We start from the raw sequence: 14115 nt of genomic DNA on the forward strand, positions 1-14115 counted from the left end.
GCGTTATTCGTTGCTGACGCCGTGCGGCACGTGGCCGGTGACAACATGACCGCGTGCTTTTTCGCAGTGCCCGACCTGGTCGTCAAAGAACATATCGGCGGCGAAGGCTTCCAGAATCGCCGATTTTTCCAGCCCCCCTAAGAAAAACGACTCATCAAGGCGGATATTCCAGTCGCGCAGCGTGCGAATCACCCGTTCATGCGCAGGCGCAGAGCGCGCCGTCACCAGCGCCGTGCGGATGGGGCTGTCGCCTGCGGGAAACTCCTGCTGCAAACGGTGCAGCGCGGCGAGAAACGGCTTAAACGGCCCACCGCGCAGAGGCTCTTTGGCCGCATCCTGTTCATGATGTTGAAAAGCCTCAAGGCCGCCCTGCTGATAAACGCGCTCGGACTCATCGGAAAACAGCACCGCATCACCGTCAAAGGCAATGCGCAGTTCGTTGTTTTGTGCACGGCGCGCGCCGCCAGACAAAATGGTCGCCGCGGCGAAACCCGCCGCCAGCGCACTACGTACATCATCGGCGTGGGTAGAAAGAAACAACTGACAGCCAAAGGCCGACAAATACGGGTCTGGGCTGTGCCCGCTCACAAAGGCGGCGCGGGAAATGCCAAGCTGATAATGCTGGATGGAATTAAACGCACGCAGCCCGGTATCGGCACTGTTGCGTGAAATCAGGATGACCTCAACCGGTGCGCGCTCAAGCTGGCTATTGAGCGCGAGGAGTTTTTTCACCAGCGGGAAGGCATCGCCCGGCGCTAAAATCTCGTCTTCGTGCTCAATCTGATATTGGCGGTAGGCTTCTACGCCTTGGCTTTCAAAGACTTGGTGACTTTCCGTCAAATCAAACAGCGCCCGTGAGGAAATCGCCAGTACCAGCTTGTCGTCAAGTGCTTTGGCCATAGTCGCCTCTCCTTAAAAATACTTGTGCAATATTGCCTCGCTCTGGGCGAACAGGCTATAAGGTGCGCCTTAAACCTTATTTTGTGATTGCCCCGCCCATGACTGATTTACCGATTGATGACCTTAACGTGGCTTGCAACGAAACCCTGATACCCCCTGCCCTGCTCAAGCGCGAGCTTCCATTGAGCGAAGCGGCCAGACAAACCGTAGCGCATGGTCGTGATGTGATCCGCGCGATTTTGGACGGCACAGACCCGCGCCTGTTTGTGGTGATTGGCCCGTGCTCCATTCATGATTTAAAGGCGGCGCACGAATACGCGAAGCGCCTTAAAGTGCTGGCAGAAGAGGTCAAGGACACGCTCTATCTGGTGATGCGCGTGTACTTTGAAAAACCGCGCACCACCGTGGGTTGGAAGGGGCTGATTAACGACCCGTATCTGGATGATTCGTTCAAGATTGAAGACGGTCTGCGCATTGCCCGCCGCTTGCTGCTCGATTTGGCAGAAATGGGACTGCCCACGGCGAGCGAAGCGCTTGACCCGATTTCACCGCAGTATTTGCAGGATTTAATCAGTTGGTCGGCCATTGGTGCGCGTACCACCGAATCACAAACCCACCGCGAAATGGCCTCTGGCTTATCCTCTGCGGTCGGCTTTAAAAACGGCACAGACGGCAGCTTGACCGTTGCTATTAACGCGCTGCAATCGGTACAAAGCCCGCACCGTTTTTTGGGGATTAACCAGCAAGGCGGCGTATCCATCGTCACCACCAAGGGCAACCCTTACGGCCATGTGGTGCTGCGCGGTGGCAATGGCAAGCCCAATTACGACTCGGTCAGCGTTGCCGTCTGCGAGCAAGAGCTGCGCCGCGCCGGTATCAAGCCCAATATCATGATCGATTGCAGTCATGCCAACTCCAACAAAGATCCGGCGCTGCAACCTTTGGTGATGGATAACGTCGCCAATCAGATAGTCGAAGGCAATGAATCGATTGTTGCGCTCATGGTAGAAAGCCACTTAGGCTGGGGTAATCAATCGATACCGCAGGATTTATCGCAGCTTAAATACGGTGTTTCGATTACCGATGCCTGCATCGACTGGAATAGCACCGAAAACAGCCTGCGCAGCATGCACAGCAAACTGCAAAAGGTGCTGCCAAAGCGGCAGCGTAGCTAATCAGCTGTCTTCTAGCGGCTGCGAGCGCTGCATATAGCGCTCGACATAAGAGCAAGAAGGAATGACTTGGTACTGCATCTGCTCGGCCCAAGCCAGCGCCTGTTCGGTCAGCGCGGCGGCAATACCGCGTTTGCGTAAGTTTCCGGGGACAAATACGCGGTAAATATCCAAGGTCTGCTGCCCCAATTCCAGATAAGCCAAATAAGCCTGCGCACCGTCTATCACTGCCTCAAAGCGGTGCGCCTGTTGGTCATGAAAAATAGATACCCCTTCGCTCATCGCAAGTCCCCTTAAGTTACGCTGCAAGGTCTTATTGCAGGCCTGCGCTACTTTGAAAGTAGTACAAAGGCGTGGTAAACCTTATCCATAAGACTTACTGGATAACTGCGGCAAAATACCGCAAATACCCAGCAGACTCAAACGCTGGTATGTAACCGTTTTGCACACTCTCCCCATCACAGTTACAAAAGACAGCATAACAAGCACTGCCAATCATGGCGCTATCGTGGTAGTTTTAGCGCCATTTTTTACGGGTCATATTGAAGTGCCCATCATCATCTTAAGGTAGGGGTTATGCAAATCGGACTGCGTGAATGGCTGATGGTCTTGGGGGGAGTGCTGCTCGCCTTTATCCTGTTCGACGGCTGGCGACGCATGCGCAGTCGAAGTGACCGCATAAACTTTGATTTGGATAAGCCATTTAGGTTTTCCGATGAAAACGACCCGCCGCCAGAAGCCCGCGTATCCAGTAACAAGGCGCAGCCGCTAAATGACGACCAAGACCTGCTGCTGCCTTCAGTGCACGCCAGTGACCCTGAGCATCACCGCAGCGCCTTGCGGCATCCTGCGCCAAAGACCGAAGAACCCCCACCTCCCGCCCAGTCTGCCCCCAACGAGGCTAAAACCTTTGACGATGTGCTGGTTATCCACGTGCTCGCCAAGGATGGCAAAGGCTTTTTCGGCCCGGAGCTATTGCAGTGCGTTTTGGAAAGCGGACTGCGCTTTGGTGAGCGGGAAATCTTCCACCGTCACGAAAGCAAGGCCGGACATGGCGAGGTGTTGTTTTCCATGGCCAACGCGGTCAAGCCCGGCACCTTTGATTTGGCCGAAATGGATCTTTGCTATATTCGCGCCGTCGCCTTTTATCTGCTGCTACCAGGGCCGCACAATCCCAAGGCCGCCTTTAGTGAGATGCTCGCTGCGGTTCGCAAGCTCGAAAGCGAGCTGGGCGGCGAAGTCAAAGACGACCAGCACAGCGTACTCACCGCGCAGACCATCGAACATTACCGCCAGCGCATCGGCGAATTTGAACGCAAAAAACTGCTTAACCGTTAAAACCAGGAGCCTGCGATGACCGAACCCCGGCTGCCTGAAGGGCGCATTGCCGAACTGCGCACAGAGCTTGAGCGCCTTAATTACGCCTATCACGTGCTGGATACTCCGTCCGTACCGGATGCCGAGTACGACCGCTTATTTAATGAATTAAAAGCGCTGGAAGCGGCGCACCCTGAGCTGATTACTGCCGAATCGCCCACCCAGCGCGTTGGCGCAGCACCGCTTGCGGGCTTTGCGCCAGTGCAGCACAGCGTGCCGATGCTCTCGTTAGGCAACGTATTTAGCGAGGAAGCATTTTACGAATTCGACCGCCGCGTCCGTGAAGGCTTGCAAGGCACCGGTCTGCTCGAAGAAAACGACGTTTGCTACAGCGCCGAGCCTAAGTTCGACGGCCTTGCCGTGAGCCTATTGTACGAAAACGGCCTGCTGGTGCGCGGCGCAACCCGTGGCGACGGCAGCAGCGGCGAAGACATCAGCGCCAACGTGCGCACCGTGCGCAATATCCCGTTAAAGCTGCAAGGTAGCGGTTTCCCCGAGCGCCTTGAGGTGCGCGGCGAGGTCTATATGTCGCGGGGCGGATTTGCCGCGCTCAACGCCCGCCAAATCGAGACGGGCGGCAAAACCTTCGCCAACCCGCGCAACGCCGCCGCCGGCAGTCTGCGCCAGCTCGATGCACGGATTACCGCGCAAAGGCCACTGGAATTTTGCGCCTACGGTATCGGCGAGCATTCGCATGCGTTCGCCTCAACTCACACAGAACTGTTAAATGCTCTGCAAGGCTTTGGACTGCCGGTCAGCCGCGAGCGGGCAAAGATGCAAGGCGCAGCGCAGTGCCTTGGCTATTACCAAAGCCTGCTGGCAAAGCGCGACCAATTGGCTTACGAAATTGACGGCGTGGTGTTTAAGGTAGACGACCTTAAAGCTCAGCAAGCGCTGGGCTTTCGTGCGCGCGAGCCGCGTTTTGCCACTGCCCATAAATTCCCGGCCAGTGAAGAGATGACCCAGCTCATCGATGTGGATTTTCAAGTCGGGCGCAGCGGTGCATTAACGCCGGTGGCACGGCTTGCGCCGGTACAGGTCGGCGGCGTGACCGTATCCAACGCCAGTTTGCACAATATGGATGAAGTCGCACGCCTGGGGCTGATGATTGGCGATACCGTCGTTGTTCACCGCGCAGGCGATGTGATCCCGCAAATTATGTCGGTCGTCATTGAACGCAGACCTGCCGATGCGCGCAAGATTGAGATGCCCACACAATGCCCGGTCTGCGGCTCGGCGGTGGAACGCCGCCAGCTTATCCGCCGCAGTAAAAGTGGACGCGAGACGGTCAATGAAAGTGTCGCCTGGCACTGTATCGGACGATTATCGTGCGCCACGCAGCGCAAGCAGGCGATTTTGCATTTTGCATCCCGCAGCGCTATGGATATTGACGGCCTGGGCGAGAAAATTGTCGAACTGTTGCTCGAACATCAGCTCATCGCCTCGCCAGCCGACCTCTACGCGCTTAAACACGAACAACTCTGCGATCTGCCTGGCTTTGCGCAGCAATCGGCGCGCAATCTGCTTGCCGCCATCGAAGCCAGCAAGCAGCCGCCTCTTGCGCGTTTTATCTACGCCCTTGGCATTGCCGAAGCGGGCAAAACCAACTCCAAACGCCTCAGTGAGGCCTTTGGCACGCTTGAGGCTGTACAAGCTGCGCGTGCTGAAATCATTCAGCAACTGCCGGATATTGGCGCAGAAAGCGCCGCACAAATCAGCCACTTTTTTGCCGATAGCCATAACCGTGAAGTGATCGATAAGCTGCTTGCCCACGGTATCAAGCCGCAGCCGCAGCCAATAACGCCGCAGCGCATCGCCTTTGCCGACATGATCGCCTCGCTGCAAATCCCCGCTATTGCCAGCACCGGCGCACGCAAACTGGCCGAGCAAGTCGAAAGCTTTGAAGCGTTAATCCATCTCGCGCAAGACCGCTTGCAACTGGTTCAAGTCCAGGGACTGAACGAAAAAGCACGCGCCGCGCTGTATGACTACTTTCAAGACAGTGAGCACTGCGAGCGCGTCCGCGCCATTGAGCAACAACTGCGCGATTTTTCCATGCACTGGGACAGCGAGGAACAACCCATGAGCAGCAAAAAAGAGGCACCACTGGCCGGACAAACCTGGGTATTAACCGGCACGCTAGAGACCATGAGCCGCAGCGAGTGCAAGGAAAAACTGGAAAGCTTGGGCGCAAAAGTCTCAAGCTCGGTCTCCAAGCAAACCGACTGTGTGGTCGCAGGCAGTGCGGCGGGATCCAAGCTCGGCAAAGCCCGTGAGCTGGGCATTAAAGTGATTGATGAGGCGGCCTTGCTGGCTCTGCTGGAGAATCCGCATGCCGCCTGATTTCCCCACCATCGGGGAATTTGTCGGCAACACCCCACTGGTGCGCTTGCAGCGTTTGCCGGGGGACAGCAGCAACCGCATTCTGCTCAAACTCGAAGGCAATAATCCGGCCGGTTCGGTCAAAGACCGTCCGGCGCTTTCCATGATTAGCCGCGCCGAACAACGAGGAGAAATTGCCCCGGGCGATACGCTGATTGAGGCCACCTCCGGCAATACCGGCATTGCCCTTGCGATGGCGGCGGCCATCAAAGGTTATCGGATGATTTTAGTCATGCCGGATAACATGACCGCCGAACGCAAAGCGGCCATGACCGCCTACGGCGCCGAGCTGGTGCTGGTCTCGCGTGAAGACGGCATGGAAGGCGCCCGCGATCTGGCCGAAAGCCTGCGCCGCGGCGGGCGCGGCAAAGTGCTCGACCAATTCGCCAATCCCGATAACCCCGATGCCCACTACCAAGGCACCGCGCCGGAAATCTGGCAACAAACCGGCGGCACGCTTACCCATTTTGTCAGCTCAATGGGCACCACCGGCACCATCATGGGCTGCTCGCGCTACTTTAAAGAGCAAAATCCGGCAATCCAGATTGTCGGTTTACAGCCGATGGAAGGCGCGTCCATCCCCGGCATCCGCCGCTGGCCGCGCGAATATCTGCCGAAAATCTATGATGAAACGCGCGTTGACCGCATTATCGATATGGCGCAAGACGAAGCCGAAACCTGCATGCGCCGTCTGGCACGCGAGGAAGGGATTTTCTGCGGTGTCTCCTCAGGCGGCGCCGTCGCCGCCGCGCTGCGTTTATCGCAAGAAGTCGAAAACGCCGTGATCGTCGCCATCATTTGCGATCGCGGCGACCGCTATTTATCGAGCGGGATTTATGCAGGTTAACCCGCTTGCCGAAGAGTTATGATTTCGTCCCCTTTAGCACAGATTTAGAGCCTTTTATGTCCGGTGAACAACACAGCCCGTCGCGCGGCGGGCGATTTAATGAAGCGGTCGATGCTTTTGTCGAGCGCTTTACCGCTTCAGTGGGTTTTGACCAGCGCCTGTGGCGGCATGACATCCAAGGCTCGATAGCGCACGCGAGCATGTTGGCAGAGATTGGCGTACTCACCAAAGACGAGTGCGAGGCCATCCATAACGGCCTTAACCGCATTGCCGGAGAAATCGAACGCGGTGAGTTTATCTGGCGCATCCAGGATGAGGATGTGCATATGAATATCGAAAAGCGCTTAACCGCGCTGATCGGCGAGGCGGGTAAAAAGCTGCACACCGGACGCAGCCGCAATGACCAGGTCGCCACCGACATTCGCCTGTGGCTGCGTGATGAGATCGACCAAATCCTTAAGACATTAACCCGTCTGCAACAGGGGCTGTTAAATCAGGCCGAAGCGCACGCCGATTGCATCATGCCCGGCTTTACCCATTTGCAGACCGCACAACCGGTCACCTTCGGCCATCATCTTTTAGCCTGGTTTGAGATGCTCTGCCGCGACCGCGAGCGCCTGCTCGATTGCCGTCGTCGAGTGAACCGCATGCCGCTCGGCAGCGCCGCGTTGGCCGGTACCAGTTACCCGATTGACCGTGAAATCACCTGCCGCCTGCTGGGCTTTGAGGCGATTTGCGCCAACTCCTTAGATGCGGTGGCCGACCGCGACTTTGCCATTGAGTTTTGCGCAGCGGCCTCGCTCTGTTTACTGCACCTTTCGCGTTTTTCCGAAGAATTAGTGCTGTGGACTTCGGCGCAGTTTCAATTTATCGAACTGCCGGATCGCTTCTGCACCGGATCATCCATCATGCCGCAGAAAAAAAACCCGGATGTGCCGGAACTGGTTCGTGGCAAATCGGGGCGCGTATTTGGCGATTTAATGAGCCTTTTAACCCTGATGAAAGGCCAGCCGCTCGCTTACAACAAGGACAATCAAGAAGATAAAGAGCCACTGTTTGACGCCGCAGACACCTTGCATGATTGCCTGCGCGCCTTTGCCGATATGCTCACCAATATTCGCCCGCTGCGCGAAAACATGCTCGAAGCGGCGCGGCGCGGCTTTTCCACCGCAACGGATTTAGCCGATTACTTGGTGCGCAAGGGCTTGGCCTTCCGTGACAGCCATGAAATTGTCGGCGCAGCGGTGCAATATGCCGCCGCACAAAACAAGGATTTAGCCGAATTACCCTTAGAAGCATTGCAAGGCTTTAGCGCGGCCATTGAGGCGGATGTGTTTGCCGTATTGACGCTGGAAGGCTCAGTCGCCGCGCGCGACCACTTAGGCGGCACCGCCCCTGCCCAAGTACGCGCCGCCGTAATACGCGGGAGGCAACGACTGGCGGATGGCTGAGTGTTTCTCTCCCATCAATGGGAGAAGCGCCGCTACTCAGATTCAGCCTTTGCCGTCAGTGCTTTAGGCAGCGCCTCAAACAGTGTTTGCCCGGCAAAATCTTCAATCCGCCAAACCCAATGGCGACCCGCCGGCAGCCAGGCGGCGGGGGCGTTGCTTTCGTCTGTAAAGCTCAGCCAATACGCGCCGCTTGGCCCTTCTTGTGCCGATTTTTGCTGAAACAACTTGCCGGTCAAGCGCTCTTGTTCAAAGCCGCTAATGGAAAAATCCAGCAGCGCCGTGCTGTCTTCGGGCAATTTTGTTTTCACTTCGCTGAGATTAAGCGCCGCAAACAAACGCGAAAGGCGGGCGCTCGCATCTTGCACAGCAGGCATTGCGGTATCGCCTGCTGGTTTGACTTTAAACGGCTCATCGGCTTTATCGCGTGAAAGCTGCAAGCTTTTATAGCCGTCTTGCTCCTCGGTAAAGGAAAGCTCAATGGCCTTAATCTCATCGGCTGGAATGCTGCTAATACGCCGGTTAATCCAGCCTAAAAAAGTATCCTGCGGCAAGGGGATGCCTTGGTCAATCAACCAGACCTGATTATCCGAAGCCAAACGCACCAACTGCCCATCGCCCTGCTGCGCGGCTTTGCCGACCAGCAGTTCCAGCGCGGGCGCTCCCTTAAACTCAAGGCGAATGCGCGTTGCCCCTCCCTCGCCCTGCTCAGCCAGATTAAGCCTTGCGTGCTGCTCGGCTCGCCGGGTTTTCGCTTCCACGGTTTTTGCCTCAACCAGCGCTCTTAGCAGACTGCCGACCGTGCTGACAGCGGCCGGATAAGCCTTATCCGCCTGTTCGGGCAGGGGAAGCTGCCAGTGATCGCCCTTTTTGGCGAGTTTTAGCAGCGGCTCATTGGGGCGCATGACTTCAATCTGCGTGATCCTCTCCGTGCGCCCTTGCAGGGCAGGCAGCAGCAGCTTTCCTGCCGTATCGGAGACCGCGGGCGTTTTTTGCAGCCCCAGCCAGCCACCGGTTAGCAACACCATCAATGCGGCGCTAATCGCCAGCGTTTTGCCTTTCATCGTTTTCCTCTTGATTACGCGCCGTTACTGGTCGAACAGGTCGGCATGTCGCCCGTTGCGTTCAAAGCGCACCGTTACGCCGTCAATTTTGTAGATAAGAAGCCAATCCGGCTCAATATGCGCTTCGCGGAAATGGCTCCAGCGCCCTTTTAATGGGTGGTCTTTCCAGCGGGCGGCAAGCGGCGCGGCGTCAATCAGCAGCTGCATCAGTTCGCGCAGTTTATCCATATCTTTGCCGCGCTTTTGCGCCGTGCGTAAATCCCGCTTGAACTGGCCACAATAATAGGGCGTGCGCATCAGATACCTAGTTGTTTAAACAAATCTTGTGCATTCTCGGCCTGATACAACTCTTCGCCACGCTCGCTTTTATTTAAGGTTTGTACGGTCAGTTCATTGGGGATATTAAGGTCAAACGGCAGCGTTTTTTCCGTCACAACCTTGATCAGTCCAATGCGGATAAAGTCAGACAACGTCAGCCCCATTGTCGCCAGCACGGCGGCGGCTTCCTGTTTTAAAGATTCGCTGATACGGGCGCTAACCAAGGCATTGCTGCTCATCTTAAATGTCCCCTCTAAATGCTTTGCCTTACTCTATCAATGGGCAGGCTTTAGCGCACAGTGTTTCCCCTTACGCCTGCAGCGCAGCACAAACAGCAGTGCCGCCAGGCTGATTAACAGCGGCATCAGCAGGATATTGGCGAGTTTTAGCCAGCGACCCAGTGCTTCGATATTGGCGTTGAGTTGGTAGCGCACTTCGCGCAGATCCTTGCGTAGTTCAATGCGTTGGTCGATAAATTGCTGCAAGGCGGTTTTTTGCTCGGCGGACAGTTCAAAAACCTTGCTCGGGTCTTGTTGCTGCTGCAATTCGGCGAGGCGTTGTTCGGTTTCGCTTAAACGTTGTTGCAGCGCCTGCTCTTTGGCGCGAAAGTCCGCTTCAGCTTCACGTTGCAGCGCTTCTACGCGGGTAAACGGCCGTGCTGCACGCCCGCGCGAGCGCACGCTAATCAGCGCATCGGAGCCGCTTAGGTTATCCAGCGCGTTGGCGGCGAAGCTGCCGTTGTCCGCCCAAGGCTGCGCGAGGCGCTGGCCGAACAGTTCGCGCACTTGCACCCACAGGCGGTCGCTCAAAATATCGGTATCGGCGACCACGATCAGATTGATGTTATCCGACTGTTTCAGTCCGTCTTTTTGTCCTTCAATGCCGTCCGGGAAAGCGCTTTGCGCAGGGCCTGCAATACGCGCGGCGAGGCTGTATTGCTCGCCGGTCGGTTTAAGCTCACGAATGATTTCTTCCGGGTCTTGTAATAGCGCAAGGCGCGCCACATCAAACGGCATGGCCTCTGTAGAGCTTTGCAGCAGCGGGGTAAAGCGCGTGGTTGCGCCTTCTAGCGGCGAGAGGATGCCTGCGCTCGCGACGGTGATGTTATTTAAGCCCGCCAGGCTCACATCATCCCGATCAAGCCGTTCGGCGGGCAGGTTAAGCCAGCCGGCGTGGCGCACCGTGCCACCTGCGCTCATGCTTAAAGTCATGGCGTAGCTGGCATCGGCGATGATTTTGCCGGGCTGCATGGCAAGCCCCCAAGCCTTAAATAACGACGGCAAATCCGAACCCTGAGGGGCTGCCATCATCGGCATGCCGCGTTCCATTTCGCTGTACGGGTCAACAAAGGCGAGCAGCTTGCCGCCTTTTAAGACGAATTGGTCGATGGCGTAGAGCGTAGGTTCCGACAGGTTTTTCGGATGCACCAGCAGCAGCACGCTGATGTTGTCCGCTATCTGCTTTGTATCAGCGGCGAGGGTTTCGATATGAAACGACTGCTTTAAGTTCTCCATCACATACCAAGGCGCCGTGGGTGCTTGGCGCATGGGGTCAAAGCCGCCTTCAATCGGCAGACCGGAAAGCACGCCCACTACCGGCTTTTGTGTCTGTGCAAGGCTTTGCACCAAGCGCGACAGTTCGTATTCCAAAAAGGCTTCCTGGTCGGGTGCAAAGAACGGGATCACCTGGGTTTCATCCAGCGCACTGGTGCCGGCCAGACCAAAATAAATCTGCTCTCCCGCACCCAGCGGCAAGCCTTGCAGGCCGAACTTGGCGGCGCGGTCTTCGTCTTCGGAAAAAGGCGCAGGATCAATGATATGCAGGCGGATTTTGCCCAGAGCCTTACTTTCGTAAGTTTGCAGCATCTCCTTAACGCGGCGGGCGTACAGGCGCAGCGGGGCAATATCGCGGCTGGCTTTATCCGACCAGAAGAAATAAAGGTTGATCGGCTCGTCAATGCTTTTAAGGATTTGCTGCGTGCCGGGGCTTATGCTGTAGAGCTTTTGCTGCGTTAAATCGAGCCGTACATCCGGCAGCGCGAGCGTGATAAACAGGTTAAAGGCAAGAAAAACGGCGGCGATTAAGGCAAGGCCAGCCGAGGAATAAATCAGCTTTTTCATGTTCAATCGGCCTTTTTCAAATCAATCAGGGCGGTGCAGGCAACCAGCCAAGCTGTGATCAGACTTAAGAAATACAACAGATCGCGGATATCGATGACGCCTTTGCTGATGGCATCAAAACGGGTCAAAAACGAAAGCGAGGCGATCGCATCACGCAGCCATAAAGGCGCGAAAGACAGCGCATCAAGCACCATCGGAAAGCCGCTTGCGATAAATAAAAAGCAGACGCTGATGCTGAGGATAAAAGCAATCACCTGATTTTTGCACAGCGCCGACAGGCAAAGGCCAATGGCAAGGTAGCTGCCGGCAAGCAGCAGGCTGCCCAGATAGGCGGTGATAATCGCGCCGTTATCCGGCTCGCCCAGCCAGTTCACGGTCAGCACCATCGGGAAGGTCAGCAAAAGCGCCAGCGCACAAAACAGCCAAGCGGCCAAAAACTTGCCGAGCACGGCGGAGGATTTGCGAATCGGCAGCGTTAGCAGCAGTTCGATGGTGCCGGATTTGCGTTCTTCCGACCACAGGCGCATGGCAATGGCGGGTACCAAAAACAGGTAAAGCCACGGGTGAAAGGCAAAAAACGGCGCTAAATCGGCCTGGTTGCTCGCGTAAAAATCGCCCAGATAAAAGGTAAATACGCCGGACAGCACTAAAAAAATCACAATAAATACATAGGCCAAAGGCGTCGCAAAATAACTTCCCAGCTCGCGTTTAGTGATAAACCACAGCGCACTCATTGCAACTCTCCCTTGGTCAGGCTGCGAAACACTTCATCCAAACGGCCTTGTTCCACATGCAGACTCTGAACCTGCCAGCCGCGCTGAGCCAGCAATCCATGCACCGCAGCAAAGATGCTTATGCCGGGCTGCGCCAGTACGCACAGGTTGCTGCCCTTGGCATCATCGGCTTCAACCGTGGCAACACCGGGTAAATCCTCCAGCGCGACCTGGTCTACCGCCTGCGCACCACGCAGCGTCACCGCTTGATGGTAGCGCGAGCGGGCACGCAGCCCCTCTGGCGTATCGTCGGCAAGCAGACGGCCTTTGGCGATAATCAGCGCCCGCGAGCACAGGGCGCTGACTTCTTCGAGGATATGGGTGGAAATAATCACGATTTTGTCGTGCGACAGGCTTTGAATCAGTGCGCGTACCTGATGCTTTTGATTGGGGTCAAGCCCATCGGTCGGCTCGTCCAAAATCAGCACCTTGGGGTCGTGCAAAATCGCTTGCGCCAGCCCGACACGGCGTTTAAAGCCTTTGGATAGCGTCTCGATGCTTTGTCCAAGTACGTCAAAAAGCTCCAGTTGCGCGGCGGCCTGGCGAATTCTTCGCTTTTTTTCCGCGCCACGAAAGCCGCGAATGGAAGCGATAAAGTCAAGAAAACTGCCGACGCGCATATCGCCGTAGCAGGGCGCACCTTCTGGCAAATAGCCGATTTTCCGCTGCGCTTTTTGCGTTTGGTTTTGGATGTCAAAGCCAAAAATGCGAACGCTCCCTGATGAGGGCGGCAAAAAGCCGGTGAGCATCTTCATGGTGGTGGATTTGCCCGCGCCATTGGGGCCAAGAAACCCCAGCACTTCACCGGGGCGGACGGAAAACGACAAGTCGTCCACCACCTTGTGCTGAGCAAAATGCTTGCTTAAATGGTTGATTTCAATCATCTGCTTGCGCCTTTCTCCCGCCACAGAGGCCGAAAATGGGGCGCAATCATACCTGATTAACCAGGCGATAAGCAGAAGCGCCAAGCGGCATCAGGCTCTGTTTTTGCTCTCTCCCCCAGATCCAGGGCTGGGGGGAGCACGACAATCTAAAACGCATAACGCAATGCACTCACCCAGCGTGATTGCTCACGGAACCAGCCGAAGCTGTCTTGGTGGCCGCTGAAGTTGTCAATACCGGTACGGATTTGCCAGTGTTCGTCGAAGTCGTAGCTCAAACCCAGTGACAGATACTGCCCGTGGTTTTCCAGGTCGTGCACTACAAAGCCGGTCAGGTTAAGCTGCCCTTGCAGCATGGCCCGCCGGCTGCCGAGGCTGACTAACTGGCGGCGCGAGGGTTCAATGGCGTTATCCACATCGCCTAACCAGCGGTTGTAATACTGCGCGTTGAAAAACCAGTCGCCGGTTAAATAATCAAGCCCGATCAGCAGTTGTTTTTCTTCGGTTTTGCCTGGCGCAAACTTCGTTGTATCGAGCCGGTAGCGCGTGGCATCGGGGCTGTAGCCCAGCTCGCTTTTTAGCGTGACTTGCCCGACTGGGGCGGCTAGGCTACCGCCTATCAGGGTTCGACGCTGTACCCGGCGCTCTCCCTCTAAACCGGTTGAGTTAAGGCGTATCCAGTAGCTGTCCACGTCCTGCCAGCCGTGCCAGAGGTTGACCGTGCTGTCTATGCCCAGCCAGTGACTGCCCCAGCGCAGCCCGCCACTCCAGTCGGACGGATTGCGCCAGTTGGGTTCATGCCCGTGCTTGATATTGACCGGCACGGCGGGTGG

14 protein-coding genes are annotated in these 14115 nt (G+C 56.4%); 5 read left to right on the plus strand and 9 right to left on the minus strand.

What is annotated here, in order from left to right; all coding sequences use genetic code 11:
• Nucleotides 1-3: 3 nt before the first annotated feature.
• On the minus strand, nt 4-900 hold the full coding sequence (locus AXE65_RS03675) for a 5'-nucleotidase (protein ID WP_068388263.1): 897 nt from the start codon (nt 898-900) through the stop codon (nt 4-6).
• A 98-nt stretch (nt 901-998) separates the two neighbouring features.
• Between AXE65_RS03675 and AXE65_RS03680 the strand changes: the two genes are divergently transcribed.
• Complete coding sequence (locus AXE65_RS03680) at nt 999-2075, plus strand: 3-deoxy-7-phosphoheptulonate synthase (RefSeq protein ID WP_068388303.1); 1077 nt, start codon at nt 999-1001, stop codon at nt 2073-2075.
• Here the strand turns inward: AXE65_RS03680 and AXE65_RS03685 are convergent, their stop codons facing one another.
• Nucleotides 2076-2354 (minus strand): GNAT family N-acetyltransferase, encoded by a 279-nt coding sequence (locus AXE65_RS03685; protein WP_068388266.1) that lies wholly within the window; start codon nt 2352-2354, stop codon nt 2076-2078.
• A 294-nt stretch (nt 2355-2648) separates the two neighbouring features.
• Between AXE65_RS03685 and zipA the strand changes: the two genes are divergently transcribed.
• From zipA to argH, 4 genes are read left to right on the plus strand one after another with little or no spacing between them, the layout of a single operon-like run.
• On the plus strand, nt 2649-3410 hold the full coding sequence (gene zipA, locus AXE65_RS03690; protein WP_068388269.1) for a cell division protein ZipA: 762 nt from the start codon (nt 2649-2651) through the stop codon (nt 3408-3410).
• Between the two features lie 15 nt (nt 3411-3425).
• Entirely contained in the window at nt 3426-5792 is a 2367-nt protein-coding gene (gene ligA / locus AXE65_RS03695; protein WP_068388272.1) for an NAD-dependent DNA ligase LigA, read from the plus strand.
• The gene (cysM, locus tag AXE65_RS03700; RefSeq protein WP_068388275.1) at nt 5782-6678 is read left to right on the plus strand and encodes a cysteine synthase CysM; all 897 of its coding nucleotides are present in this window, start codon (nt 5782-5784) and stop codon (nt 6676-6678) included. Before ligA ends, cysM begins: the two co-directional genes overlap by 11 nt.
• Nucleotides 6679-6734: 56 nt before the next feature.
• Nucleotides 6735-8129, plus strand: a complete 1395-nt coding sequence (gene argH, locus AXE65_RS03705; RefSeq protein ID WP_068388278.1) for an argininosuccinate lyase — start codon at nt 6735-6737, stop codon at nt 8127-8129.
• A 32-nt stretch (nt 8130-8161) separates the two neighbouring features.
• Here the strand turns inward: argH and AXE65_RS03710 are convergent, their stop codons facing one another.
• The 7 genes from AXE65_RS03710 to AXE65_RS13765 all read right to left on the minus strand — a co-directional run.
• A complete protein-coding gene (locus tag AXE65_RS03710; RefSeq protein WP_068388282.1) occupies nt 8162-9190 on the minus strand; it encodes a DUF4340 domain-containing protein in 1029 nt (342 codons plus the stop codon).
• A gap of 24 nt (nt 9191-9214) precedes the next feature.
• On the minus strand, nt 9215-9487 hold the full coding sequence (locus AXE65_RS03715; RefSeq protein ID WP_068388285.1) for a type II toxin-antitoxin system YafQ family toxin: 273 nt from the start codon (nt 9485-9487) through the stop codon (nt 9215-9217).
• The gene (locus tag AXE65_RS03720; protein WP_068388288.1) at nt 9487-9747 is read right to left on the minus strand and encodes a type II toxin-antitoxin system RelB/DinJ family antitoxin; all 261 of its coding nucleotides are present in this window, start codon (nt 9745-9747) and stop codon (nt 9487-9489) included. Before AXE65_RS03720 ends, AXE65_RS03715 begins: the two co-directional genes overlap by 1 nt.
• Nucleotides 9748-9783: 36 nt before the next feature.
• Complete coding sequence (locus AXE65_RS03725) at nt 9784-11628, minus strand: GldG family protein (protein WP_068388291.1); 1845 nt, start codon at nt 11626-11628, stop codon at nt 9784-9786.
• Between the two features lie 2 nt (nt 11629-11630).
• Nucleotides 11631-12362, minus strand: a complete 732-nt coding sequence (locus tag AXE65_RS03730; RefSeq protein ID WP_068388294.1) for an ABC transporter permease subunit — start codon at nt 12360-12362, stop codon at nt 11631-11633.
• The gene (locus AXE65_RS03735) at nt 12359-13285 is read right to left on the minus strand and encodes an ABC transporter ATP-binding protein (protein WP_068388297.1); all 927 of its coding nucleotides are present in this window, start codon (nt 13283-13285) and stop codon (nt 12359-12361) included. Before AXE65_RS03735 ends, AXE65_RS03730 begins: the two co-directional genes overlap by 4 nt.
• 146 nt (nt 13286-13431) lie before the next feature.
• Nucleotides 13432-14115: hypothetical protein (locus AXE65_RS13765; protein WP_160330587.1), on the minus strand; the 684-nt coding region annotated here is incomplete at its 5' end.

Origin of the sequence: Ventosimonas gracilis (genome assembly GCF_001580025.1) — a bacterium.
GTDB lineage: Bacteria > Pseudomonadota > Gammaproteobacteria > Pseudomonadales > Pseudomonadaceae > Ventosimonas > Ventosimonas gracilis.